Annotated in this window: 20 protein-coding genes; 16 read left to right on the top strand and 4 right to left on the bottom strand. The window is 58.4% G+C overall.

Annotation, left to right across the window (positions count from 1 at the left end; translation table 11 throughout):
- Positions 1–9 precede the first annotated feature (9 nt).
- Genes kdpB through kdpF form a run of 3 tightly spaced genes read right to left on the bottom strand, consistent with a single transcriptional unit; the run spans position 10 to position 3,844 of the window.
- Positions 10–2,058, bottom strand: a complete 2,049-nt coding sequence (gene kdpB / locus RTX96_RS11120; RefSeq protein ID WP_103819834.1) for a potassium-transporting ATPase subunit KdpB — start codon at positions 2,056–2,058, stop codon at positions 10–12.
- Between the two features lie 17 nt (positions 2,059–2,075).
- On the bottom strand, positions 2,076–3,755 hold the full coding sequence (gene kdpA / locus RTX96_RS11115; protein WP_312670981.1) for a potassium-transporting ATPase subunit KdpA: 1,680 nt from the start codon (positions 3,753–3,755) through the stop codon (positions 2,076–2,078).
- The gene (gene kdpF / locus RTX96_RS11110) at positions 3,755–3,844 is read right to left on the bottom strand and encodes a K(+)-transporting ATPase subunit F (RefSeq protein ID WP_042392117.1); all 90 of its coding nucleotides are present in this window, start codon (positions 3,842–3,844) and stop codon (positions 3,755–3,757) included. The genes kdpA and kdpF overlap by 1 nt, the downstream gene beginning before the upstream one ends.
- 334 nt (positions 3,845–4,178) lie before the next feature.
- On the opposite strand from kdpF, the gene RTX96_RS11105 reads away from it, so the two are divergent.
- From RTX96_RS11105 to nei, 8 genes are all read left to right on the top strand, one after another.
- Complete coding sequence (locus RTX96_RS11105; RefSeq protein WP_042392118.1) at positions 4,179–4,385, top strand: DUF2517 family protein; 207 nt, start codon at positions 4,179–4,181, stop codon at positions 4,383–4,385.
- A 177-nt stretch (positions 4,386–4,562) separates the two neighbouring features.
- On the top strand, positions 4,563–5,519 hold the full coding sequence (locus RTX96_RS11100; protein WP_103819832.1) for a YbgA family protein: 957 nt from the start codon (positions 4,563–4,565) through the stop codon (positions 5,517–5,519).
- Positions 5,520–5,531: 12 nt separating this feature from the next.
- Positions 5,532–6,950: a deoxyribodipyrimidine photo-lyase gene (gene phrB / locus RTX96_RS11095; protein WP_312670980.1), complete on the top strand. Its 1,419-nt coding sequence runs from the start codon at positions 5,532–5,534 to the stop codon at positions 6,948–6,950.
- Between the two features lie 9 nt (positions 6,951–6,959).
- On the top strand, positions 6,960–7,703 hold the full coding sequence (locus tag RTX96_RS11090) for a type 2 GTP cyclohydrolase I (RefSeq protein WP_312670979.1): 744 nt from the start codon (positions 6,960–6,962) through the stop codon (positions 7,701–7,703).
- A 15-nt stretch (positions 7,704–7,718) separates the two neighbouring features.
- Entirely contained in the window at positions 7,719–8,375 is a 657-nt protein-coding gene (gene pxpB, locus RTX96_RS11085) for a 5-oxoprolinase subunit PxpB (protein ID WP_103819830.1), read from the top strand.
- A complete protein-coding gene (pxpC, locus tag RTX96_RS11080; protein WP_312670978.1) occupies positions 8,369–9,301 on the top strand; it encodes a 5-oxoprolinase subunit PxpC in 933 nt (310 codons plus the stop codon). The genes pxpB and pxpC overlap by 7 nt, the downstream gene beginning before the upstream one ends.
- Positions 9,288–10,028, top strand: a complete 741-nt coding sequence (gene pxpA, locus RTX96_RS11075; protein WP_312670977.1) for a 5-oxoprolinase subunit PxpA — start codon at positions 9,288–9,290, stop codon at positions 10,026–10,028. Before pxpC ends, pxpA begins: the two co-directional genes overlap by 14 nt.
- Positions 10,029–10,045: 17 nt before the next feature.
- Positions 10,046–10,837: an endonuclease VIII gene (gene nei / locus RTX96_RS11070; RefSeq protein ID WP_312670976.1), complete on the top strand. Its 792-nt coding sequence runs from the start codon at positions 10,046–10,048 to the stop codon at positions 10,835–10,837.
- A 45-nt stretch (positions 10,838–10,882) separates the two neighbouring features.
- Here the strand turns inward: nei and RTX96_RS11065 are convergent, their stop codons facing one another.
- On the bottom strand, positions 10,883–12,169 hold the full coding sequence (locus RTX96_RS11065; protein ID WP_103819826.1) for a citrate synthase: 1,287 nt from the start codon (positions 12,167–12,169) through the stop codon (positions 10,883–10,885).
- 638 nt (positions 12,170–12,807) lie between these two features.
- On the opposite strand from RTX96_RS11065, the gene sdhC reads away from it, so the two are divergent.
- The 8 genes from sdhC (at position 12,808) to sucD (ending at position 22,421) form a co-directional block, all read left to right on the top strand.
- Complete coding sequence (gene sdhC, locus RTX96_RS11060) at positions 12,808–13,212, top strand: succinate dehydrogenase cytochrome b556 subunit (RefSeq protein ID WP_103819825.1); 405 nt, start codon at positions 12,808–12,810, stop codon at positions 13,210–13,212.
- A complete protein-coding gene (sdhD, locus tag RTX96_RS11055; RefSeq protein ID WP_042392134.1) occupies positions 13,206–13,553 on the top strand; it encodes a succinate dehydrogenase membrane anchor subunit in 348 nt (115 codons plus the stop codon). The genes sdhC and sdhD overlap by 7 nt, the downstream gene beginning before the upstream one ends.
- Positions 13,553–15,319, top strand: coding sequence for a succinate dehydrogenase flavoprotein subunit (gene sdhA / locus RTX96_RS11050; protein ID WP_103819824.1), 1,767 nt, complete (start codon positions 13,553–13,555; stop codon positions 15,317–15,319). Before sdhD ends, sdhA begins: the two co-directional genes overlap by 1 nt.
- Positions 15,320–15,333: 14 nt before the next feature.
- Complete coding sequence (gene sdhB / locus RTX96_RS11045; RefSeq protein WP_103819823.1) at positions 15,334–16,050, top strand: succinate dehydrogenase iron-sulfur subunit SdhB; 717 nt, start codon at positions 15,334–15,336, stop codon at positions 16,048–16,050.
- A 198-nt stretch (positions 16,051–16,248) separates the two neighbouring features.
- Positions 16,249–19,056 (top strand): 2-oxoglutarate dehydrogenase E1 component, encoded by a 2,808-nt coding sequence (sucA, locus tag RTX96_RS11040; RefSeq protein ID WP_103819822.1) that lies wholly within the window; start codon positions 16,249–16,251, stop codon positions 19,054–19,056.
- Between the two features lie 14 nt (positions 19,057–19,070).
- Positions 19,071–20,300 (top strand): 2-oxoglutarate dehydrogenase complex dihydrolipoyllysine-residue succinyltransferase, encoded by a 1,230-nt coding sequence (gene odhB / locus RTX96_RS11035; RefSeq protein WP_103819821.1) that lies wholly within the window; start codon positions 19,071–19,073, stop codon positions 20,298–20,300.
- 85 nt (positions 20,301–20,385) lie between these two features.
- Positions 20,386–21,552 carry an ADP-forming succinate--CoA ligase subunit beta gene (sucC, locus tag RTX96_RS11030; RefSeq protein WP_103819820.1) on the top strand — a complete coding sequence of 389 codons (1,167 nt, stop codon included), beginning with the start codon at positions 20,386–20,388 and terminating at the stop codon, positions 21,550–21,552.
- Complete coding sequence (gene sucD, locus RTX96_RS11025; RefSeq protein WP_042392146.1) at positions 21,552–22,421, top strand: succinate--CoA ligase subunit alpha; 870 nt, start codon at positions 21,552–21,554, stop codon at positions 22,419–22,421. Before sucC ends, sucD begins: the two co-directional genes overlap by 1 nt.
- Positions 22,422–22,552: the final 131 nt, after the last annotated feature.

Genomic DNA, 22,552 nt, shown 5'->3' with positions numbered 1-22,552 from the left:
GTGATCCCCTTAGACCAGGCCGAAAAGCGTTAACAGCAGATCGATCGCTTTGATGCCGATAAAGGGCACGATCAGCCCGCCCAGACCGTAGATCCACAGATTACGGCGCAGCATCGCCTGGGCTGAGAGTGGCGTATAGCTCACCCCCCTTAAGGCCAGCGGGATCAGAACGATAATGATCAGCGCATTGAAGATCACCGCGCTCAGGATCGCCGAGCTGGGTGAATGAAGGTGCATAATATTCAGGGCGTTAAGCGGCGGGTAGGTTACCGCAAACGCAGCAGGAATAATGGCGAAGTACTTCGCCACGTCGTTGGCGATGCTGAAGGTGGTCAGCGAGCCGCGGGTCATCAGCATCTGTTTGCCGATATGGACTACCTCGATCAGCTTGGTGGGGTTGGAGTCGAGATCCACCATGTTACCCGCCTCCTTGGCCGCCTGGGTACCGGAGTTCATCGCCACCGCCACGTCGGCCTGGGCCAGCGCCGGGGCATCGTTGGTACCGTCGCCGGTCATCGCCACCAGCCGACCTTCGGCCTGGTACTGGCGGATCAGCGCCAGCTTGGCTTCCGGCGTCGCTTCGGCCAGGAAGTCATCCACCCCCGCCTCGGCGGCAATGGCGGCAGCGGTCAGGCGGTTATCGCCGGTGATCATCACCGTTTTGATGCCCATCTTGCGCAGCTGGGCGAAGCGGGCCTTGATCCCGCCCTTGACCACATCTTTCAGGGGGATCACCCCCAGCACCCGGTTGCCCTCGGCGACCACCAGCGGCGTCGCCCCCCGGCTCGCCACCTGTTCCACCTGCGCGTCGACCTCGGCGGGAAACTCACCGCCGTTAGCGGCAATGTGACGGCGCAGGGCATCCACCGAGCCCTTACGGATCTGCCGATCCTGAATGTTGATGCCGCTCATCCGCGTCTGGGCGGTGAAGGGGACAAAGGTAGCGTTCAGACTTTGAACATCGCGTTCACGCAGGTTAAAGCGCTGCTTCGCCAGCACCACGATGCTGCGCCCCTCCGGGGTCTCATCCGCCAGCGACGCCAGCTGCGCCGCATCGGCCAGCGTACGCTCATCCACACCCTTAGCCGGTAAAAACTCGGCAGCCTGGCGGTTGCCAAGGGTGATGGTCCCGGTTTTATCCAGCAGCAGCACGTCGATATCACCCGCCGCCTCGACCGCCCGGCCGCTGGTAGCGATAACGTTCGCCCCGAGCATCCTGCTCATCCCGGCGACGCCGATGGCGGAGAGCAGACCCCCGATGGTCGTAGGGATCAGGCACACCAGCAGCGCGACCAGCACGGTGACGCTCACCGCCGTCCCGCCCCAGGCGGAGAAGGGCCACAGGGTAGCGGTAGCCAGCAGGAAGACGATCGTCAGGGCCACCAGCAGAATAGTCAGCGCGATCTCGTTGGGCGTTTTTCGCCGCTGCGCCCCCTCGACCATAGCGATCATCCGGTCAAGGAAGGTCTCGCCGGGGTTAACGCTGCAGCGGATCACCAGCCAGTCAGAAAGAATGCGCGTCCCGCCGGTCACCGAGGCAAAGTCGCCCCCGGATTCACGGATCACCGGGGCGGACTCGCCGGTAATAGCGCTCTCATCCACCGAAGCGCCCCCCTCAATGGCCTCACCGTCGCAAGGGATAATATCTCCCGCTTCGACGAGCACCACGTCCCCCCGGCGCAGGTCGGCCGCGGGGACGCGATCGGTAGGCGCGCCATACTGCGGCGCGCGCAGTTTGCGGGCGAAGGCGGTTTTATTGACGCCCTTCAGGCTGCTGGCCTGGGCTTTGCTGCGCCCCTCGGCCAGCGCTTCGGCGACGTTGGCAAACAGCACGGTAAACCACAGCCAGAGGCTAATCGCGCCGGTAAAGGCTGCGCTGCCGCTGAGATAGCCTGCGGCCATCGCGATTGCCAGCAGGGTAGTGAGCAGGCTGCCGATCCAGACGATAAACATCACCGGGTTGCGCCACTGCACCCGTGGGCTGAGTTTTACAAAAGAGGCTAATAGTGCCTCGCGAACCAGCGCGGGTTCGAACAGGGCAAGTTGCTTACGACTCATAAAGGCTCCCGCCAGGCTTAGCGTAAGGAAAGGTGTTCCGCGATTGGGCCTAAGGCCAGCGCGGGGATAAAGGTCAGGGCGCCCACGAGCAGCACGGTGCCGATCAGCAGGCCAACAAACAGCGCGCCGTGGGTGGGCAGGGTACCGGGGCTGACGGGCTGGCTCTTTTTCATCACCAGCGACCCGGCGATGGCCATCACCGGAACGATCACGCCGAAGCGGCCAACAAACATGCAGAATGCCAGCAGACAGTTCCAGAACGGCGTGTTGGCGCTGAGACCGGCAAAGGCGCTGCCGTTGTTGTTGGCGGCGGACGAGACGGCGTAGAGCACTTCGCTAAAGCCATGCGCCCCAGGGTTAAGCATGCCCGCACGTCCGGCGTCGGTCATCATTGCCACCGCCGTGCCGAGCAGCACCAGCGCAGGGGTGACGAGGATCGCCAGCGCGGTCATCTTCATCTCTCGCACGTCGATCTTTTTCCCCAGATACTCCGGCGTACGGCCAATCATCAGCCCGGCGATAAAGACCGCCAGCAGCACAAAGAGCAGCATGCCGTAGAGGCCGGAGCCGACCCCGCCGAAGACCACCTCGCCAATCTGCATCAGCCACAGCGGCACCATGCCCCCCAGCGCGGTAAAGGAGTCGTGCATCGCATTGACCGCGCCGCAGGAGGCCGCGGTGGTTACTACCGCAAAGAGGCTGCTGGCGAGGATGCCAAAGCGGCTCTCTTTCCCCTCCATGTTGGCGGTGCTGTCCGCTCCCAGCGCCAGCAGGTGCGGGTTGCCGTTTAGCTCGGCCCACATCACCAGCCCGGCACAGATGACAAAAATAATCGACATCGCCCAGAGAATGGCGTGACCCTGACGACGGTCGCCTACCGCATCACCGAAGGCGAAGCAGAGCGCCGTGGGAATAAGAAAAATGGCCAGCATCTGCACGAAGTTGGTCAGCGCCGTCGGGTTCTCAAAAGGATGCGCGGAGTTGGCGTTAAAGAAGCCGCCGCCGTTGGTCCCCAGCATCTTGATCGCCTCCTGGGAGGCGACTGGACCCATCGGCAGTAGACCCTTGACGCCCTCCAGCGAGGTGTAGGGCTGGTAGACGTTGAGGTTTTGTAGCGCCCCCTGCTGGATAAAAATCAGCGCCAGCAGCAGAGAGAGGGGCAGCAGCACCCACAGGGTAATTCGGGTGATATCAACCCAGGCGTTGCCCAGCGTGTTGACGCTTTTGCGGGAAAAGGCGCGGATCAGGGCGAAGATCACCGCCATGCCGCTGGCAGCAGAGAGAAAGTTCTGCACCGTCAGGCCGGCCATCTGGCTGAAGTAGCTCAGCGTGCTCTCGCCGCTGTAGGATTGCCAGTTGGTATTCGCCACAAAGCTCACGGCGGTATTCAGCGCCAGATGCCACGACAGCCCAGGCAGCTGCTGCGGGTTAAACGGCAGCTGCGCCTGGAACGTCAGGATCAGAAACAGAACCAGCACGCCAAGCAGGTTGATAGCGAGGATCGCCAGTAAATAGTGACGCCACGTCATCTCCTTCGGCTGAATGCCGGTTATGCGCCAGATGCCACGCTCAAGCGTGGCGGTGCCCGGCAGGGATCTATCCGCAATCAGCCATGCCAGCAGCGTCCCTAGCGGACGCGCCAGCAGAAACAGCACCAGTAAAAAGCTGGCAATCAGTAAAAACGCCTGTGCCGCCATCAGAAGGCCTCCGCGTTAATCAGGGCATAAACCAGATAGCCCAACAACAGGAAAACCAGTACCACACCGGTTATCACGCCTGCACTCACACTCCACCTCCGTGGTGTTCTTAGGATGTGCAGTGAAGGTAGGATTTTCGGCGCAAAGATTTTGCAAAAATTGGCGAGGCGGGTGTAAAAAAAGTATAAAAATCACAAAGGCACAATTTAACTAATGTTTAGTATTAATTTAACTATTTTGTAACTTTCCTACAGCAGAAGAGTAAATATTTCGGCAACGGTGAAAAAATAGTGGTCGGATGAGTAGTAAAATTACAGACAAAGCGGTACTATTTTAACCAGTAAAGTAAATTGATTATTTCGGTGAGCATTACCGACACGCCAGCCTCGTGAAGGATAGCGGGGTAAAAAGGGGGAAAAACGTATGTCTCTATATCATGATTATCCAGTGCATGTGATCGTTGCCCGGCGCGTTTTTGCCGTGGTGGCAGGCGTAGCGGCGCTGCCGTTTATGCTGTTCTGGAAAGATCGCGCCCGTTTCTACAGCTATCTGCACCGCGTCTGGGCAAAAACCAGTGATAAGCCGGTATGGATGGATCAGGCCGAAAAAGTCGCCTGCGATTTCTATTAAAAGGGCAAAGCCCACACAGCAGCTAAGCAAACCGCCCTTCGGGGCGGTTTTTTTATGCGTGGAATGTGAAAAACCTTAAGGCCTGTAGGCCTGATAAGCGTAGCGCTATAAGGCGTTTCGCGCGTTTCCAGAAACGACAACGATGCTACACTTACGGAGAGTCTATAAGGAGCCGCTATGAGTGAAAAAATCCCTGTTGGCATCAGTGCCTGTCTGTTAGGGGAAACCGTGCGTTTTGACGGCGGGCACAAGCGACTGGCCTTTGCCGTTGAGGAGCTGTCGCCGTTGGTACGTTTTGAGCCGGTCTGCCCGGAGATGGCCATTGGCCTGCCGGTTCCCCGTCCGGCGCTGCGGCTGGTTAAAACCGCTGAAGGAGATTCAGCACTGCGCTTTAGCGACGGACGCGAGGGCGATCTCACTCAGCCAATGCAGAGCTATGCGCACAAGCGTATCAGCCAGTTTGAACATCTCTGCGGCTATATCGTCTGCGCCAAATCACCCAGCTGCGGCATGGAGCGGGTGCGCGTGTACGATGCCGACGGCAAAAACAACCGCAAGGCCGGGCGCGGGATCTATACCGAAATATTAATGCAAACCTATCCCTGGCTGCCCGTGGAAGAGGATGGTCGTCTGCACGATCCGTTGATCCGCGAAAACTTTGTCGAGCGTATCTACGCTCTGCACGAGCTTAACGGCGTGCGCGAGCGTGGGCTGACGCGCGGGGAGTTGATCGCCTACCACAGCCGCTACAAACTGCTGCTGCTGGCCCACTCTCAGCCCAAGTACCGCGAGCTGGGGCGATTCGTGGCAGCCATTCACGAGTGGGGATCTCTCGACGAGTGGTTTGTTGAGTATCGCCAGCGGCTGATGGATCTGCTCTCTCATCAGGCCACCCGACGCAACCATACCAACGTGCTGATGCATGTTCAGGGCTACTTCCGTAAGCAGCTTAATACCCGTCAGCGCGAGGAGCTGTCGTCGCTTATTGAGCGCTATCGGCAGGGGACTCAGCCGCTGCTTGCCCCGGTGACGTTGCTCAAGCACTACATGGCTGAATTCCCCGATGCCTATCTCGCCGGGCAGCGCTACTTTGACCCGTGGCCCGAGACGCTGCGCCTTCGTTACGGACACTAATTCAGGAGCTGTATGACCACCCATCTGGTCTGGTTTCGCGCGGATCTTCGCGTGAAGGATAACCTTGCCCTCGCTGCCGCCTGCCGCAATCGCCACGCAAAGGTGCTGGCGCTCTTTATCTCTACGCCGAAACAGTGGGAAAAGCACGATATGGCGGCGCGGCAGGCGGCGTTTATGCAGTCCCACCTGCGTAGTCTTCAGCAAGGGCTGGCGGAAAAGGGGATCCCGCTGCTGTTCGTTGAGGTGGATGATTTTGACGCCAGCGTAGCGGCGGTAAAGAGAGTTTGTGAAGAGCACCGTGTTACGCACCTTTTTTACAACTATCAGTACGAGATCAACGAACGTCAGCGCGATGCTGCCGTTGAGCAGGCCTTACCGGAGGTCACTTGCCAGGGGCTGGATGACAGCGTCATGCTTGCCCCCGGCAGCGTGATGACCGGCGATCGGCAGATGTATAGAGTCTTTACCCCGTATAAAAACGCTTTTCTACGTCGGCTCAGGGAGGATCTGCCCGAGTGCGTGCCTGCGCCCGCCGTGCGTGAGGGCGGGGCGCTAAGCGACACGCTGGAGCCGCTGACGCTCAACTATCCGCAGCAGGAGTTCGATCCTGGCCTCTTTCCGGCAACGGAGCAGGCGGCGGTTGAACGGCTGCGTGAGTTTTGCCGCAACGAAGTTGGTGAGTATGAAACTCGGCGCGATTTTCCTGCGCTTGATGCGACCAGTCGGCTTTCGGCCTGCCTGGCGCTGGGGGTGCTCTCTCCGCGCCAGTGCCTGCACCGGCTGCTGGCGGAGCAGCCCGAGGCCCTGAACGGCGGTGCAGGCGCGGTCTGGCTGAATGAGCTTATCTGGCGCGACTTCTATCGCCATCTGATGACCTGGTATCCCGATCTCTGTAAGCATCGTCCCTTTATCCCCTGGACCGAACGCGTCCAGTGGCAACGTGACCCGGCGCATCTGCAGGCCTGGCAGACGGGGCGCACCGGCTACCCTATTGTTGATGCGGCGATGCGGCAGATGAATAATACCGGCTGGATGCATAACCGTCTGCGAATGATTAGCGCCAGCTTCCTGGTGAAAGACTTACTGATCGACTGGCGCATCGGAGAGCGCTATTTTATCTCTCAGCTTATCGATGGCGATCTGGCCGCCAACAACGGTGGCTGGCAGTGGGCGGCGTCAACGGGTACCGATGCCGCGCCCTATTTTCGCATCTTTAACCCCACCACCCAGGGCGAAAAATTTGATAAGCATGGCGAATTCATCCGTCAGTGGCTGCCCGAGCTTGCAGCGGTACCAGCGGCGTCGCTGCACGATCCCTGGGGATGGGCGGATAAGCGGGGCGTGACGCTGGACTATCCCCGCCCGGTGGTCGATCATAAACAGGCCCGCACGGCCACGCTGGCCGCGTATGAAGCCGCAAGAAAATCGTAGAGAGGGATGATGAACAACATCGAACTGGAACGCCTGATTAATGACAAGCTTAACAGCGCGACCTTCAGTGACTATGCACCTAATGGCCTGCAGGTCGAGGGGCGTGAGGACGTACGAAAAATTATTACCGGCGTGACCGCCAGCCAGGCGCTGATTGATGAGGCAATTCGCCAGCAGGCTGACGCCATCATCGTCCATCACGGCTATTTCTGGAAAGGCGAGTCTCCGGTTATTCGCGGTATGAAGCGCAACCGCCTTAAGGCTCTGCTCGCCAACGATATCAACCTCTACGGCTGGCATCTGCCGCTGGACGCCCATCCTGAGCTGGGTAATAACGTTCAGCTGGCAGCGCTGTTAGGCATCACCGTGAAAGGCGAAATTGAGCCGCTGGTTCCCTGGGGCGAGTTGGCGATGCCGGTCCCTGGCCTGGAGCTGGCGTCGTGGATCGAGGCCCGCCTTGGCCGTCGGCCGCTGTGGAGCGGCGATACCGGTCCGGCGGAAGTCCGCCGCGTGGCGTGGTGCACCGGTGGCGGTCAGGGCTTTATCGACAGCGCCGCGCGTTTCGGCGTGGATGCTTTTATCACCGGCGAGGTCTCCGAGCAGACCATCCATAGCGCCCGGGAGCAGGGGCTGCACTTCTATGCCGCGGGGCATCACGCCACCGAGCGCGGTGGTATCCGCGCCCTCAGCGAGTGGCTGACCGAAAATACAGATTTAGACGTCACATTTATCGATATTCCCAATCCAGCATGAGGCAAGGGGGACGAAGTGCAGCGAGCACGTTGTTATCTGTTAGGTGAGACCGCTGTGGTGCTGGAGCTTGAGCCTCCGGTAACCCTGGCCAGCCAGAAGCGCATCTGGCGACTGGCTCAGCGGGTGGTTGAATTGCCCAATGTTGTCGATGTGATCCCCGGCATGAACAACGTAACCGTTGTGCTGGCGGATCCGCAGGAGAGGGCGCTGGACGCCATTGAGCGGCTACAGCGCTGGTGGGAGGAGAGCGAGGCCCTGGAGCCAGAGTCGCGCTTTATTGAGATCCCGGTGGTCTACGGCGGCGCGGCGGGGCCAGATCTGGCCGTGGTAGCAGAGCACAGTAACCTCAGCGAAAAGCAGGTGGTTGAGCTGCATGCCTCCGTTGATTATGTAGTCTGGTTCCTCGGCTTCCAGCCGGGCTTTCCCTATCTGGGCGGGCTGCCGGAAAGGCTGCATACCCCGCGCCGGGCGGAGCCACGTCTCTCCGTACCCGCCGGATCGGTAGGTATTGGCGGAGAGCAGACCGGGATCTACCCGCTGGCGACGCCGGGAGGCTGGCAGCTTATCGGCCATACGTCGCTGGCGCTGTTCAATCCTGATAACAGCGATCCTGTGCTTTTGCGCCCCGGCGATCGGGTGCGCTTTGTCCCACAGAAGGAGGGCGTATGCTGACGGTTATTCGCGCCGGGATGTACACCTCGGTACAGGGCGGCAAACGCAAGGGGCTGCGCCAGTCCGGCATTAGCTACTGCGGCGCGCTGGATGCGCCGGCGCTGGAGATAGCCAATGCGCTGGTCGGCAATGCGCCTGACGATGCGGCGCTGGAGATGGCGCTCGGCCAGTGCGAATTTGAGTTTGCCCATGACAGCTGGTTTGCCCTCACCGGCGCAGGCTGCGATGCGACGCTGGATGGCAAGGCGGTGTGGACCGGATGGCGGCATCAGGCCCGTGCCGGACAGCGGCTGGTGCTCAAGCGTCCCCGGCATGGAATGCGCAGCTACCTGGCGGTAGCAGGCGGTTTTGACGTACCCGAGGTGATGGGATCTTACAGCACCGACCTGAAGGTCGGCATCGGCGGCTTTGCGGGGCGACTGTTGCAGGATGGCGATAAGCTGCCGATCCGCGCCTGCGAGCGCCGTTTTACCGGCCCGCAGGGGGTGAAACAGCTTCTGTGGGGCAACCGCATTCGCGCCCTGCCAGGGCCAGAGTACCAGACGTTTGATACCGCCTCGCAGGAGGCACTGTGGCGGCTGCCGTGGCAGCTTAGCCCGCAGAGTAACCGGATGGGCTACCGTCTTCAGGGGCCGCAGCTCAAGCGGCGTGAAGAGCGGGAGCTGCTCTCCCACGGTCTGGTTCCCGGCGTGATACAGGTGCCGCATAACGGCCAGCCTATCGTGCTGATGAATGACGCCCAGACCACCGGCGGCTATCCGCGCATCGCCTGCATTATCGAGGCGGATATGTATCATCTGGGACAGATTCGTCTTGGCGATCCTATCCATCTTGTCCCTTGCACCCTGGAAGATGCGCTCCGGGCCCGCCGCGAGCAGCGGCTGTTTCTGGACCAGCTAGCGCGGGGGTTGCGTGCTCAAGGTTGATCTTAACGCCGATCTCGGCGAGGGAAGCGCCAGCGACAGCGCCCTGCTACAGCTGGTCTCCTCGGCCAACATCGCCTGTGGTTTTCACGCAGGCGATGCGCAAACCATGCTGGCCTGCGTGCGCGAGGCGCTAAAAAACGGCGTGGCGGTGGGCGCACATCCCAGCTTTCCCGATCGGCAGAACTTTGGCCGTACGGCGATGGACCTGCCGCCAGAGACCGTCTATGCCCAAACGCTCTATCAGGTAGGCGCGCTGGCAGCAATCGTGCGCGCTGAAGGCGGGATGATGCGGCATGTTAAGCCACACGGCATGCTCTACAACCAGGCGGCGAAGGATCCGGCGCTCGCTGATGCGATTGCCCGGGCGGTGCACGCCTGCGATCCCGCGTTGATTCTGGTCGGGCTGGCGGGCAGCGAGCTGATCCGCGCCGGGGAGCGCGCGGGTTTGCCAACCCGGGAAGAGGTCTTTGCTGACCGGGGATATATGAGCGACGGCTCGCTGGTGCCGCGCTCCCAGCCAGAAGCGTTAATTACCGACGAAGCGCAGGCGCTAACCCAGACGTTAGAGATGGTACAGGGTGGGCGGGTAAAAAGCATTCAGGGGCAGTGGGCGAGGGTGAATGCCCAGACGGTATGCCTGCACGGCGACGGCGAGCATGCGCTGGCCTTCGCCCAGCGGCTGCGCGAGGCTTTTGCCGCCAGCAATATTGCCGTTACCGCCAGTTAATTGCGTAAGGAGAAGCTATGCCGGAAGGCCCCGAGATCCGCCGGGCGGCGGACAGCCTTGAGAAAGCCATTCAGGGCAAACCGCTGACCGAAGCCTGGTTTGCCTATGAACACCTGAAGCCCTGGGAGGCGGAGCTTGCCGGGCAGCACGTAGAGCGTATCGAAACGCGCGGTAAAGCGCTGCTGACTCACTTCTCCGGCGGCATGACCCTCTATAGCCATAATCAGCTCTACGGCGTCTGGCGGGTCGTGAAGGCCGGTGAAGAGCCGCAAACGACGCGCATCCTGCGGGTCAAGCTGGCCGCCGCCGATAAAGCCATCCTGCTCTACAGCGCCTCAGATATTGAGATGCTGACCCCAGAGCAGCTTGCTGCCCACCCGTTTTTACAGCGCGTGGGGCCGGACGTGCTCGATCCCGACCTGGATGCCGGGACGGTTCGCGAGCGGCTTATCTCACCCCGTTTTCGCCGCCGTCAGTTTTCGGGTCTGCTGCTGGATCAGGCTTTTTTAGCCGGGCTGGGTAACTATCTGCGAGTCGAAATTCTTTGGGCAACCGAGCTTGCGCCTGGGCATCGCGCCGCTGACCTCAGCGAGACGCAGCTGGATGTATTAGCCAGCGCGCTATTAGACGTGCCGCGTCTCTCCTACCGCACGCGCGGCAAGGTCAATGAGAAACGCCATCATGGGGCGCTGTTTCGCTTTAACGTGTTTCATCGGGCAGGAAAGGCGTGCAGTCGCTGTGGGGGAACGATCGAGAAGACGACCCTGTCATCGCGGCCGTTTTATTGGTGCCCGGGGTGCCAAAAATAAAAAGCCCGGCAAGCATAGCGCCGCCGGGCAGAGCAGAAGAGCAGATTAATGGTTCTGCAGATCGGATTTGAAATCGCGCTGTTCGTAGCCGGTGTAGAGCTGGCGCGGACGGGCGATTTTGATGCCGTCGTCGTGCATTTCGTTCCAGTGGGCGATCCAGCCGACGGTACGCGCCATCGCGAAGATAACGGTAAACATCGATGATGGAATACCCATCGCTTTCAGGATGATACCGGAGTAGAAGTCGACGTTCGGATAGAGTTTCTTCTCGATGAAGTACGGGTCGTTGAGCGCAATGTGCTCAAGCTCCATCGCTACCTGCAGCAGATCGTCTTTGGTGCCCAGCTCTTTCAGCACTTCATGACAGGTTTCACGCATCACGGTGGCGCGTGGGTCATAGTTTTTATAAACACGATGACCAAAGCCCATCAGGCGGAAAGAGTCATTTTTATCTTTGGCGCGACGCACGAATTCCGGAATGTGCTCAACGGTGCTGATCTCTTCCAGCATCTTCAGCGCTGCTTCGTTCGCGCCGCCGTGCGCCGGTCCCCACAGGGAGGCAATACCGGCCGCGATACAGGCAAACGGGTTAGCACCCGACGAGCCAGCGGTACGTACCGTAGAGGTAGAGGCGTTCTGCTCGTGATCGGCATGCAGGATCAGGATGCGGTCCATAGCGCGTTCCAGCACCGGGTTAACCTCATACTTCTCGCACGGGGTAGAGAACATCATGTTCAGGAAGTTGCCCGCGTAGGAGAGGTCGTTGCGCGGATAAACAAAAGGCTGTCCGATTGAATACTTGTAACACATTGCTGCTACGGTGGGCATTTTGGACAGCAGGCGGAACGCGGCAATTTCGCGGTGGCGTGGATTGTTCACGTCCAGCGAGTCGTGGTAAAACGCCGCCAGCGCGCCGGTCACGCCGCACAGCACCGCCATCGGGTGGGAGTCGCGACGGAAGCCGTGGAACAGACGGGTGATCTGCTCGTGGATCATGGTGTGACGCGTGACGATGGTTTTGAACTCATCAAACTCGGCCTGGGTCGGCTTCTCACCCTTCAACAGGATGTAGCACACTTCCAGGTAGTTTGAGTCGGTAGCCAGCTGGTCAATCGGGAAACCGCGATGGAGCAGAATGCCTTCGTCACCGTCGATAAAGGTGATTTTGGATTCGCAGGATGCGGTAGAGGTGAAACCTGGGTCAAAAGTGAATACCCCTTTTGAGCCAAGCGTACGGACATCAATAACGTCCTGACCGAGCGTGCCCTGTAGCACATCCAGTTCAATAGCATCGCCACCATTGTAGGTGAGGGTAGCTTTCTTATCAGCCATTTACGGTCTCCTTAGCGCCTTATGCTTAAGACTGTTGGGAAGAAGCCGGATTTGCATTCATACAGAAAATCAATGTTACCAGTTTGTTATTTGGCGCGTGTCTCTGTTGAGCGGAGTAAGCAGGGTACAGAGCGATGAGCGCTAGCAGGCAAACATTAAAATACCGTGAAAAATCAGCAAATCAGCTTTTTTACAGTCCGAATTTGTCAAACCTGTATATCACTAATAACTGTCCTGATAACGTCGGTCAATCCTTCTCACTGTTACATAACTAATTCTCAGGTGAAAGAGAGACCCCATAACTTTTACGAATTATATGACTTTTCCGCTGACGTTTGTAACAATAATGTTTAAGTTTTGTCAAATCTCATGGTTAAAAATTAAAAATATGTTGGTATCGTGATGGAGCTCACTGTTCAGCATAAAACCCGACAAAGTGTATGTGGGTTAATTGTAATGATTTTGTGAACATCCTATACTGCCGCCAGGTCTCCGGAATACCCTGCCGTCCCGAGCCACCAGCGTTGTAATGCGTCGTTTAGCCTACGAAAGCATGAAATTTTGCATGACGAGCAGTTATACAAATGGACGCTGTCTGACCCGCCTGCAGACCGGAGGAAGGAAACTATAAGAACAGCATGTGGGCGTTATTCATGATAAAAAATGCTAAGAAACAAAGACCTGTCAATCTGGATCTCACGACGATCCGGTTCCCTGTTACGGCTATAGCGTCCATCCTCCACCGCGTGTCCGGCGTCATCACCTTCGTGGCGATCGGCATTTTGCTGTGGCTGCTGGGCCTGTCGCTCTCCTCAGAAGAGGGCTTCCAGCACGCCTCTGCCATCATGGATAGCTTCTTCGTTAAGTTCATCATGTGGGGCATTCTTACCGCGCTGGCCTATCACGCCGTGGGCGGTATTCGCCACATGCTGATGGATGTCGGCTATCTGGAAGAGACCTTCGCCGCAGGTCAACGTTCTGCCTATATTGCTATTGCTATCACTGTCGTGCTTTCAATTCTCGCAGGAGTCCTCGTATGGTAAGCAACGCCTCCGCATTAGGACGCAACGGCGTACATGACTTCATTCTGGTCCGCGCTACCGCAATCGTTCTGACGCTGTACATTATCTATATGGTCGGGTTTTTCGCTATCACTGGCGATGTTACCTATGAAGCCTGGACGGGCTTTTTCTCCTCCGCCTTTACCAAAGTCTTTACCCTGCTGGCGCTCGTTTCCACGTTGATCCACACCTGGATTGGCATGTGGCAGGTGTTTACTGACTACGTTAAATCCACGGCGCTGCGCCTTGGGTTACAGCTGCTCACCGTGGTTGCGCTGCTGGTATACGTTATTTATGGATTCGTTGTGGTGTGGGGTGTGTAATGAAACTGCCAGTCAGAGAATTTGATGCGGTTGTAATTGGTGCCGGTGGCGCAGGTATGCGCGCGGCGCTGCAAATTTCCCAAAGCGGCCAGAGCTGTGCGCTGCTCTCTAAAGTTTTCCCAACCCGTTCCCATACGGTCTCTGCGCAGGGCGGTATCACCGTAGCGCTGGGCAATACCCATGAAGATAACTGGGAATGGCACATGTATGACACGGTGAAAGGTTCCGACTATATCGGTGACCAGGACGCCATTGAGTATATGTGTAAAACCGGCCCGGAAGCGATTCTGGAGCTGGATCATATGGGCCTGCCGTTCTCCCGTCTGGAGAATGGCACCATTTATCAGCGTCCGTTTGGCGGCCAGTCGAAAGATTTCGGCGGCGAGCAGGCGGCACGCACCGCGGCGGCGGCGGACCGTACCGGTCACGCTCTGCTGCACACCCTGTACCAGCAGAACCTGAAAAACAAGACCACCATTTTCTCTGAGTGGTATGCGCTGGATCTGGTGAAAAACGCCGATGGCGCAGTAGTGGGCTGTACCGCCCTGTGCATCGAAACCGGAGAAGTGGTCTACTTCAAAGCGCGTGCCACGGTGCTGGCCACCGGCGGCGCGGGCCGTATCTACCAGTCCACCACCAACGCCCACATCAACACCGGTGACGGTGTCGGTATGGCGCTGCGCGCGGGCGTGCCGGTGCAGGATATGGAGATGTGGCAGTTCCACCCAACCGGTATCGCCGGTGCGGGCGTTCTGGTCACCGAAGGTTGCCGCGGTGAAGGCGGCTACCTGCTGAACAAACACGGCGAACGCTTTATGGAGCGTTATGCACCGAACGCCAAAGACCTGGCGGGCCGTGATGTAGTAGCGCGCTCTATCATGATCGAAATCCGCGAAGGCCGCGGCTGCGACGGTCCGTGGGGCCCGCATGCCAAGCTGAAGCTTGACCACCTCGGTAAAGAGGTTCTTGAATCCCGTCTGCCGGGCATCCTTGAGCTCTCCCGTACCTTTGCCCACGTCGATCCGGTGAAAGAGCCGATCCCGGTCATCCCGACCTGCCACTATATGATGGGCGGTATTCCAACCAAAGTGACCGGCCAGGCGCTGACCGTCAACGCCCAGGGCGAAGACGTAGTGATCCCGGGCCTGTTTGCGGTAGGCGAGATCGCCTGCGTATCGGTACACGGTGCCAACCGCCTCGGCGGTAACTCGCTGCTCGACCTGGTGGTCTTCGGTCGTGCGGTAGGTCTGCATCTGCAGGAGTCCATCGCCGAGCAGGGCGCGCTGCGTGATGCCACCGACGACGAAATTGATGCCTCGCTGGCGCGCCTGAACCGCTGGAACAACAACCGCGATGGTGAAGATCCGGTGGCGATCCGCAAAGCATTGCAGGAGTGCATGCAGCACAACTTCTCGGTATTCCGCGAAGGCGACGCGATGGCGAAGGGTCTGGAGCAGCTGAAGGCCATCCGCGAGCGCCTGAAAAACGCCCGCCTGGATGATACCTCGAGCGAGTTCAACACCCAGCGCGTCGAGTGCCTGGAGCTGGATAACCTGATGGAGACCGCCTTTGCGACGGCGGTGTCGGCGAACTTCCGTACCGAGAGCCGTGGGGCGCATAGCCGCTTCGACTTCCCGGAGCGCGACGACGAAAACTGGCTCTGCCACTCTCTGTATCTGCCTGAAACGGAATCCATGACGCGTCGCAGCGTGAACATGGAGCCAAAACTGCGTCCGGCGTTCCCGCCGAAGATTCGTACTTACTAAGCGGAGACCGGAAAATGAAAATCGAATTTTCAATCTATCGTTATAACCCGGATGTCGACGACGCTCCGCGTATGCAGGACTACACCCTGGAAGGGGAAGAGGGTCGGGATATGATGCTGCTGGATGCGTTGATCCAGCTGAAAGAGAAGGATCCGACCCTGGCGTTCCGTCGCTCCTGCCGTGAAGGGGTCTGCGGCTCCGACGGCCTGAACATGAACGGCAAAAACGGCCTGGCCTGCATCACGCCGATCTCGGCGTTGGGCAACGGCACGAAGAAAATTGTCATCCGTCCTCTGCCTGGCTTGCCGGTTGTACGCGATCTGGTGGTAGACATGGGGCAATTCTATGCACAATATGAGAAGATTAAGCCTTACTTGTTGAATAATGGGCAAAATCCACCCGCTCGCGAGCACTTACAGGCTCCCGAGCAGCGTGAAAAGCTCGATGGGCTCTATGAGTGCATTCTTTGCGCCTGCTGTTCCACCTCCTGTCCGTCATTCTGGTGGAACCCGGACAAGTTTATCGGCCCAGCCGGTCTGCTGGCAGCGTATCGCTTCCTGATCGACAGCCGTGATACCGAAACCGAGAGCCGTCTCGACGGGCTGAGCGATGCTTTCAGCGTATTCCGCTGTCATAGCATCATGAACTGCGTCAGCGTGTGTCCGAAGGGGCTGAACCCAACGCGCGCCATCGGCCATATTAAGTCGATGCTTTTACAGCGCAGTGCGTAAGTAAGTCGTCTTGCCTGTTGGTGTTGCACCAGCAGGCAAGTTACTTGCAGGAGATCTTTAAAAACTGCCTGACAGACAGTTTTTAAAGGTTCCTTCGCGGGCCAGAGAGCTCGCTTGTGAACCCCGGTACGTGCGCTATACGGTGTACGTTGTAGTTATCCACGGCGAAGTAAGCATACAAATGCTTAAGGGATCACGATGCAGAACGGCGCAATGAAAGCCTGGCTGGACTCTTCTTACCTCTCTGGGTCTAACCAGAGCTGGATAGAACAGCTCTATGAAGACTTCTTAACCGATCCTGATTCGGTAGACGCAAACTGGCGTTCCATGTTCCAGGAGCTGCCTGGCACCGGCGTTAAACCGGATCAATTTCATTCCAAAACACGTGATTATTTTCGTCGTCTGGCGAAGGATGCCTCACGTTACACCTCCTCGCTCTCCGACCCTGACACCAACATTAAGCAGGTAAAAGTCCTGCAGCTCATCAACGCCTACCGCTTCCGCGGTCACCAGCAGGCGAACCTCGATCCGCTGGGGCTGTGGAAACAGGATCGCGTTGCCGATCTCGACCCGGCTTATCACGATCTCACCGAAGCGGATCTGCAAGAGAGCTTTAACATCGGCTCCTTTGCTTTTGGCAAAGACACCATGCCGTTGGGTGAGCTGATCGCGGCGCTGAAGCAGACCTACTGCGGCTCTATCGGCGCTGAGTATATGCATATCACCAGCACCGAAGAGAAGCGCTGGATCCAGCAGCGGATTGAGTCCGTGGCGGGCCGCGCGGCCTTCTCGCCTGAAGAGAAAAAACGCTTCCTCAGCGAGCTGACGGCGGCGGAGGGGATGGAGCGCTATCTGGGAGCCAAGTTCCCTGGGGCGAAACGCTTCTCGCTGGAGGGCGGCGACGCGCTGGTCCCGATGCTGAAAGAGATGATCCGCCACGCCGGCAAGAGCGGCACGCGTGAAGTGGTGCTGGGTATGGCGCACCGTGGTCGTCTCAACGTGCTGATCAACGTGCTGGGTAAGAAGACCCAGGATCTGTTCGACGAGTTTGCGGGCAAGCATAAAGAGCACCTTGGCACCGGCGACGTGAAGTACCACATGGGCTTCTCGTCCGATATCGAAACCGAGGGCGGTTTGGTTCACCTGGCGCTGGCGTTTAACCCGTCGCACCTGGAGATTGTCAGCCCGGTAGTGATGGGCTCCGTGCGTGCGCGTCTCGATCGCCTCGACGAGCCGAGCAGCAACAAAGTCCTGCCGATCACCATTCACGGTGACGCGGCGGTAACCGGCCAGGGCGTGGTGCAGGAAACGCTGAACATGTCCAAAGCCCGCGGCTACGAAGTGGGCGGCACGGTGCGCATCGTTATCAACAACCAGGTGGGCTTCACCACCTCCAATCCGCTCGATGCGCGCTCCACGCCGTACTGTACCGATATCGGTAAAATGGTCCAGGCGCCGATTTTCCACGTTAACGCTGACGATCCGGAAGCGGTAGCATTCGTGACCCGCCTCGCACTGGATTTTCGTAACACCTTTAAACGCGACGTCTTTATTGACCTGGTGTGCTACCGCCGTCACGGCCACAACGAAGCCGACGAGCCGAGCGCAACCCAGCCGCTGATGTACCAGAAGATCAAGAAGCACCCGACGCCGCGTAAAATCTACGCCGACCGTCTGGAGCAGGAGAAGGTCGCAACGCTGGAAGATGCCACCGAGATGGTCAACGTCTACCGCGATATGCTCGACGCCGGTGAGTGCGTGGTAAAAGAGTGGCGTCCAATGAACATGCACTCCTTTACCTGGTCGCCGTACCTGAACCACGAGTGGGACGAGAGCTACCCGAACAAAGTAGAGATGAAGCGCGTTCAGGAGCTGGCGAAGCGTATCAGTACCGTACCAGACGCTATCGAAATGCAGTCCCGCGTCGCGAAAATCTACGGTGACCGTCAGGCAATGGCCGCAGGCGAGAAGCTCTTTGACTGGGGCGGCGCGGAAAACCTGGCCTACGCTACGCTGGTAGACGAAGGGATTGCGGTGCGTCTGTCCGGGGAAGACAGCGGCCGTGGCACCTTCTTCCACCGTCACGCGGTGATCCATAACCAGGCTAACGGCTCCACCTATACGCCGCTGCACCACGTCCACAATTCACAGGGTACCTTCCGCGTCTGGGACTCCGTGCTCTCTGAAGAGGCAGTGCTGGCTTTCGAGTATGGCTATGCCACCGCCGAGCCGCGCACCCTGACCATCTGGGAAGCGCAGTTTGGTGACTTCGCCAACGGTGCGCAGGTGGTGATCGACCAGTTCATCTCCTCCGGCGAGCAGAAGTGGGGCCGTATGTGCGGTCTGGTGATGCTGCTGCCGCACGGCTACGAAGGTCAGGGTCCAGAGCACTCCTCCGCCCGTCTGGAGCGCTACCTGCAACTCTGCGCCGAGCAGAACATGCAGGTCTGCGTGCCGTCTACCCCGGCGCAGGTTTACCACATGATCCGCCGTCAGGCGCTGCGCGGTATGCGTCGCCCGCTGGTGGTGATGTCGCCGAAGTCCCTGCTGCGTCACCCGCTGGCGGTATCGACCCTCGACGAGCTGGCAAACGGCACCTTTATGCCAGCCATCGGTGAGATCGACGATCTTGATCCGCAAGGGGTTAAGCGCGTTGTCCTCTGTTCTGGTAAGGTTTATTACGATCTGCTTGAGCAGCGCCGTAAGAACGACCAGAAAGACGTCGCCATCGTGCGTATTGAACAGCTGTATCCGTTCCCGCACCAGTCGGTGCAGGAAGCGTTAAAACCTTATGCCCACGTACATGATTTTGTCTGGTGCCAGGAAGAGCCGCTGAACCAGGGCGCATGGTACTGTAGCCAGCATCATTTCCGTGAAGTGATTCCGTTTGGGTCCGCTCTGCGTTACGCAGGTCGCCCGGCCTCTGCCTCTCCGGCGGTGGGCTATATGTCCGTTCACCAGAAGCAGCAGCAAGATCTGGTTAACGACGCGCTGAACGTCGATTAATTAAAGGATAAATAATGAGTAGCGTAGATATTCTTGTTCCCGACCTGCCTGAGTCCGTAGCCGATGCGACCGTGGCCACCTGGCATAAAAAACCGGGCGATAGCGTCCAACGTGATGAAGTACTGGTAGAGATCGAAACTGATAAAGTGGTACTGGAAGTACCGGCGTCAGCGGACGGCATCCTGGATGCCGTGCTGGAAGATGAGGGCACCACGGTGACCTCACGCCAGATCCTTGGCCGCCTGCGTGAAGGCAACAGCAACGGTAAAGAGAGCAGCGCGAAATCTGAAAGCAAAGAGTCGACGCCGGCTCAGCGTCAGCAGGCATCTCTTGAAGAGCAGAACAACGAGGCGTTAAGCCCGGCGATCCGTCGTCTGCTGGCAGAGCACACCCTCGATGCCAACGCGATTAAAGGCACCGGCGTCGGCGGCCGTCTGACGCGTGAAGACGTAGAGAAGCACCTGGCGAAGTCTTCAACGGCAACAGAGGCGAAAGCTCCGGCTGCTGCCGCTGCCGCGCCTGCCGTTACGCCTGTAGCGGGCAACCGTTCAGAGAAACGTGTGCCGATGACCCGTCTGCGCAAGCGCGTGGCCGAGCGTCTGCTGGAGGCAAAAAACTCCACCGCGATGCTGACCACCTTCAACGAAGTGAACATGAAGCCCATCATGGATCTGCGCAAGCAGTACGGCGACGCCTTCGAGAAGCGTCACGGTATCCGTCTGGGCTTTATGTCTTTCTATGTGAAAGCCGTGGTTGAAGCGCTGAAACGCTACCCGGAAGTTAACGCCTCTATTGATGGCGACGATGTGGTTTACCACAACTATTTCGACGTCAGCATGGCGGTCTCTACGCCGCGTGGCCTGGTGACCCCGGTGCTGCGTGACGTGGATACGCTGGGTATGGCCGACATCGAGAAGCGAATCAAAGAGCTGGCGGTGAAAGGCCGTGACGGCAAGCTGACCGTTGAAGATCTGACCGGTGGTAACTTCACCATCACCAACGGCGGCGTCTTCGGTTCGCTGATGTCCACGCCGATCATCAACCCGCCGCAGAGCGCTATTCTCGGTATGCACGCGATCAAAGATCGCCCGATGGCGGTCGATGGCAAAGTAGAAATTCTGCCGATGATGTACCTGGCGCTCTCTTACGATCACCGTCTGATTGATGGCCGTGAATCGGTAGGCTTCCTGGTCGCCATCAAAGAGCTGCTGGAAGATCCGACCCGTCTGCTGCTGGACGTGTAGTTATCGGACTCTTGCCCGGCGGCGCGTTGGTCGCCGGGCCTATAAATGCATGACCTGACGATTACCTGAAAAATGGACGGAACAGATGAACTTACATGAATACCAGGCAAAACAGCTTTTTGCCCGCTACGGTTTACCCGCGCCGGTAGGCTATGCCTGCAATACGCCACGCGAAGCAGAAGAAGCCGCTTCTAAAATCGGCAGCGGCCCGTGGGTAGTCAAGTGCCAGGTACACGCCGGTGGCCGCGGTAAAGCGGGCGGCGTTAAAGTCGTTAACAGCAAAGAAGAGATCCGCGCGTTTGCTGAGCACTGGCTGGGCAAGCGTCTAGTGACCTACCAAACGGATGCCAACGGCCAGCCGGTTAACCAGATCCTGGTAGAAGCCGCGACCGATATCGATAAAGAGCTCTACCTGGGCGCGGTAGTCGACCGCAGCTCCCGTCGCGTGGTGTTCATGGCCTCTACCGAAGGCGGCGTGGAAATTGAAAAAGTAGCGGAAGAGACCCCGCACCTGATCCACAAAGTGGCTCTCGATCCGCTGGCCGGCCCAATGCCGTACCAGGGACGCGAGCTGGCATTTAAACTGGGCCTGGAAGGTAAGCAGGTTCAGCAGTTCACCAAAATCTTTATGGGCTTGGCGACCATCTTCCTTGAGCGCGACCTGGCGCTGATCGAGATCAACCCGCTGGTGATCACCAAGCAGGGCGATCTGATTTGCCTCGACGGCAAGCTGGGCGCTGACGGCAACGCGCTGTTCCGCCAGCCGGATCTGCGCCAGATGCGCGACCACTCTCAGGAAGACGCCCGTGAATCACAGGCGGCACAGTGGGAGCTGAACTACGTTGCCCTCGACGGCAACATCGGCTGCATGGTTAACGGTGCGGGCCTGGCAATGGGCACCATGGACATCGTTAAGCTGCACGGCGGCGAACCGGCTAACTTCCTTGACGTGGGCGGCGGCGCAACCAAAGAGCGCGTAACCGAAGCGTTCAAAATCATTCTCTCCGACGATAAAGTGAAAGCCGTACTGGTTAACATTTTCGGCGGTATCGTGCGCTGCGACCTGATTGCCGACGGCATCATTGGTGCGGTGGAAGAAGTAGGTGTTAACGTTCCGGTTGTAGTTCGTCTGGAAGGGAACAATGCCGAACTGGGCGCACAAAAACTGGCTGACAGCGGCCTGAACATTATCGCAGCGAAAAGTCTGACGGACGCAGCACAGCAGGTTGTTGCCGCAGTGGAGGGGAAATAATGTCCATTCTGATCGACAAAAATACAAAGGTAATCTGCCAGGGCTTCACCGGTAGCCAGGGGACCTTCCACTCAGAACAGGCTATCGCCTATGGTACCCAGATGGTTGGCGGCGTGACCCCAGGCAAGGGCGGCACCACGCACCTCGGCCTGCCGGTATTCAACACCGTGCGTGAAGCCGTTGAAGCGACTGGCGCAACCGCCACCGTGATCTACGTTCCGGCACCTTTCTGTAAAGACTCCATTCTGGAAGCGATCGATGCAGGCATTAAGCTGATCATCACCATTACCGAAGGTATTCCGACTCTGGATATGCTGACGGTGAAAGTGAAGCTGGATGAAGCTGGCGTGCGGATGATTGGTCCAAACTGCCCGGGTGTGATCACCCCTGGCGAGTGCAAAATCGGTATCATGCCGGGTCATATTCACCAGCCGGGGAAAGTGGGCATCGTCTCCCGCTCCGGTACGCTGACCTATGAAGCGGTTAAGCAGACTACCGACTACGGCTTTGGCCAGTCCACCTGCGTGGGTATCGGCGGTGACCCAATCCCAGGCTCTAACTTTATCGATATCCTGAAGCTGTTCGAATCCGACCCGCAGACCGAAGCGATCGTAATGATCGGTGAGATCGGTGGTAGCGCGGAAGAGGAAGCGGCTGCCTATATCAAAGATCATGTGACCAAGCCGGTTGTCGGCTACATTGCCGGCGTAACCGCGCCAAAAGGCAAGCGTATGGGTCACGCAGGGGCGATCATTGCCGGTGGTAAAGGCACTGCAGACGAGAAGTTTGCCGCGCTGGAAGCCGCAGGGGTGAAAACCGTGCGTAGCCTGGCAGACATTGGTGAAGCGCTGAAATCTATTATTAAGTAAATAAAAATATCGACATGGTTGGCCACCGCAAGGTGGCCTTTTTTATTGTCTGAGTAAATGTTTTTGTAAATATTATACCTTTTATAAATAAGCCACTGAAAATAGGCGATAGCGATCACGATATAGCGAAT

Origin of the sequence: Pseudescherichia sp., assembly GCF_032052675.1 — a bacterium.
Classification (GTDB): Bacteria; Pseudomonadota; Gammaproteobacteria; order Enterobacterales; family Enterobacteriaceae; genus Pseudescherichia.
This window is presented reverse-complemented; position numbering and strand designations above follow the sequence as displayed.